The organism is Streptococcus sp. ST14, from assembly GCF_046098195.1.
GTDB lineage: Bacteria > Bacillota > Bacilli > Lactobacillales > Streptococcaceae > Streptococcus.
Map to the genome: position 1 here is coordinate 1 of NZ_JBJUSF010000053.1, position 3404 is coordinate 3404.

Below are 3404 nucleotides of genomic sequence, written 5' to 3' on the forward strand. Positions count from 1 at the left end.
GCAAAAGGAATCATTTACATCATTATGCTCTTTGGCAGCCAACGTATGGCCAAGAATATCATGCAGGTGAACTAGGAAGGAATTTGCTAAAAAGGTACTGAAGAAAGGAACAGAATGACACGTTTAGGCAGTGAATTTTTAAAGGCTTTAGATAGCTACGAAAGGCCAGTTATAGGGTATATGACACTGAGACAGTTAGTGCTACTATTTGGTATAGCATTGACAGTAGTTGTCACTACTATTCTCTATTGGCTGAAGGCACCTGATATAATCCTTTATGGCGTTGATATTTTATTATTAGCGCCTTTTGTTATTTTCGGGTGTTATATTGATGAAAAGATTAAAGATGAGGTTCGTTTCCTTTTGACTAAGCAGGAACGCTCTTATCAGACAGATTATGACAGAAAGGAATATACAAGAAATGAATTTATTCGGCCGAAGGAAAACCCCGAAACTCTCTAAGGAAGAACGGGAACGGGCCAAACGTCTAAGACGTACCATGACGGCATCAACACAGAATAGTCTTAATTATCAATGGTTGATGCCTGATGGGCTCATGAAAATTACAAATGATCAATTTTCAAAGACCTATCGCCTAGGTGATACAAGCTATATTACTGCAACAGATGATGAGCGAATTGATATCATTGAAACAAGCGCTGATATTTTTAATTCGCTGGATATTGACAATGATATGCAGCTATTGATCCTGAATCGTAGGGTAGAAAGCAATAGCTTATCTTCTATCCGCTATGATTTAGTTGGAGATGGATATGACGATTATCGTAAAGAATACAATGCGATGATCAATGATCGTTTTTCTCAGGAACAAAATACCTTCAAGGTAGAAAAATATCTGACGATTACTACCCAAACAGACCAGGATCATCAAGCTAGAAGAATCCTTGATGATACAGCCAGCGTTATTGAAAGTCAATACAGTGGCTTAGGAATCTCCTTTAAGGAGTTAGAGGGATTAGATCGTCTTCTTATCTTCCGAAAACTCTTGAGGCGAGAAGGTTTTATTGATTTCAACTATGAAGACATCGCTATTTCTGGATTATCAACCAGGGACTTTGTAGCTCCAAACTATCTGAAGTTTGAAAAAGATCATATGAAAATTGATGATTGTTTCGCAAGGGTGATGTATGTTAGACAATATCCTACCTTCTTGAATGACAAACTGATTAAGAATATCCTGGATACAGGAATTGAACTGGCTATCAGTCTGCATGCGAAGCCCTATGATACTGCAGATGCCCTGAAGAAAATCAAGACAGTTAAGTCAAGTGTACGTAGGGAAATGATCAAAAGTCAGAAGGCTGCAGCAAAAGAAGGTTATGGAAGTGACCTGGCTGTTGGTGGGAAGGCTGTGGAGACATCTCGTGAAACAGAGAAATGGACTGAAGAACTCCAGGACAATGACCAAAAAATGTTTTCAGGTGTGATGACGATTTTCTTCATGGCTGACAGTCTGGAGGAGTTGAATATCTACACTGAGCAGGTTCAACGATCTGTCCGTAAGAATACGGTAGAACTGGATAAGTGTTACTTGTACCAGGAAGAATCCTTGAATACGATTCTACCGATTGGGATTCCATTTATCAACGTAAAACGCCGTTTTATGAGAGATATGACTACCAGTAACTTGGCCACACAAGTCCCATTTACCAACGTAGATCTTCGATCTAACAGTCCACGTGCAATTTATTATGGCCAGAATCAGCTATCTAAGAACGCTATCACAGTTGACCGTAAGAAAGACTTGAATACAGGTTCAGGTTGTATCTTTGGAACGTCAGGATCAGGGAAGTCTGTTCTTGCTAAAGGAGGAGAGATTATTCCTACCAAACTACGTTACCCTGAAGATAATACCATTATCGTCGATCCTGAAGATGAATACAGTGATATTGGCCGAGAATTAGGTGCTGAAATCATCACAATCGCTCCTGGGTCACAACATCACTTCAACTTATTGGATCTACCTGATAAAGACAAACTGCAGGCAGAAGATAGTGATCCGATTGGCCAAAAATCAAATCTCTTATCAACCTTGTTTGAGAATATATTCTCTGAAGTATCAGACGATGAATTTGCGATGATTGACCGTGTAACGAGACAGACCTATGAGGAATTTGAAAAACCAACATTTAAGGATTGGCAATCAGTTTTAGAACGTCAACCTGAAGATGTGGCCAAGGAGTTGGCGCTGAAGGCAGAACCTTATACTATTGGATCAAATGATATCTTTGCACACCCTACAAACGTCAATATGAATAGTCGCTTTATTATCTTCAATCTCAAGCAGTTGAGTGGTAAATTGAAGCCATTTGCCCTCCTGGTGATTCAGGACTTTATTTGGAACCAGGTAGTCAATAACCAAGGTAAAACCATTACATGGTTGTACTTTGATGAGTTGCAGCTCTACTTCAAGAATAAACTGCAAGCAACCTTCTTTACAGAGCTATACTCACGTATTCGTAAGTACGGGGCTATTCCAACAGGGATTACCCAGAACCCAGAGACTGTTTTATCTACAGAGGAAGGTAGAAAGCTAGTCGCAAACTGTGAGTTTCTAGCCCTCCTGAAGCTGAAGCGGACAGACCTAGATGCCCTGGAGCAGGTTATCCCTCTTACGCCTTCACTGGAGCGATTTGTCTTGCGGCCAAAAGCGAAAGGTACTGGTTTGATCGTGGCTGGGGATACGATTGTACCATTTGAAAATCCTATCCCTAAAGATACCAAACTGTATCAATTGGTTGCGACAGATGGTTAAAAAAATAGAAAGAGAGGTAATTTCTTTTGTCTAAAAGTAATCGCAAACAATTAAAACAGGAACGCAAGCGAAGAATCAAAGAAGGATTAGCCCTCAATGCTGAAAAAAAGCCTAAAGAAGCACGTTTAGACTCAAAAGTTGCATTTAAAGAAGCTAAGAAGAATTATCGCTTAGCGAACAAAGATTATAAACTACATAAAGGACCTCAAGCAACAGCTAGAGGTCTTTTCTTTAAGCAACAACGTGATCGAGCAAAGTTGGAAAAACAAATTGCAACAACGCTCTATAAACGAGCTAAAAAAGCTGATGACAGTTATATCCCTAACCGCCTAAAGAAACGTGCTAAACAAAGTGCTCAAATGAAAGCGAGACACGACGTTGAGAAGACAGTCAGAGATAATGAGATTCTTGGAGACTGGGTTCAGGCGAGGCAAAACATTCGTCAATTTAAGTACCAGGTAAACGCCTCTAAAAGAGCGTTAAATGCTGTAGGAAAATTATCCAAGTATTCAATCAAGCACAGCTATGGACAGCTCAATAGAAGCTATAATTTCATCAGAGGGCGAGGGTATACTCGAACACCAAAAGAGTTCTCCTGGGAAGGAAAACTCAGCAAAAAGATGAAACA

General features: G+C 39.8%; 2 protein-coding genes and 1 pseudogene. All 3 read left to right on the forward strand.

The window, feature by feature from the left end; all coding sequences use genetic code 11:
• The first annotated feature begins 114 nt into the window (after positions 1 to 114).
• Positions 115 to 462, forward strand: coding sequence for a PrgI family mobile element protein (locus ACIY19_RS10680; protein ID WP_000197454.1), 348 nt, complete (start codon positions 115 to 117; stop codon positions 460 to 462).
• Positions 422 to 2776 carry a VirB4-like conjugal transfer ATPase, CD1110 family gene (locus ACIY19_RS10685; protein ID WP_409003388.1) on the forward strand — a complete coding sequence of 785 codons (2355 nt, stop codon included), beginning with the start codon at positions 422 to 424 and terminating at the stop codon, positions 2774 to 2776. Before ACIY19_RS10680 ends, ACIY19_RS10685 begins: the two co-directional genes overlap by 41 nt.
• A gap of 26 nt (positions 2777 to 2802) precedes the next feature.
• A pseudogene (locus ACIY19_RS10690) lies at positions 2803 to 3404 on the forward strand (CHAP domain-containing protein); the annotation flags it as partial.

Coding starts and splice junctions, on each gene's coding strand:
- ACIY19_RS10685 (WP_409003388.1), top strand. CDS start 422: ATGAATTTATTCGGCCGAAGGAAAACCCCGAAACTCTCTAAGGAAGAA.
- ACIY19_RS10680 (WP_000197454.1), top strand. CDS start 115: ATGACACGTTTAGGCAGTGAATTTTTAAAGGCTTTAGATAGCTACGAA.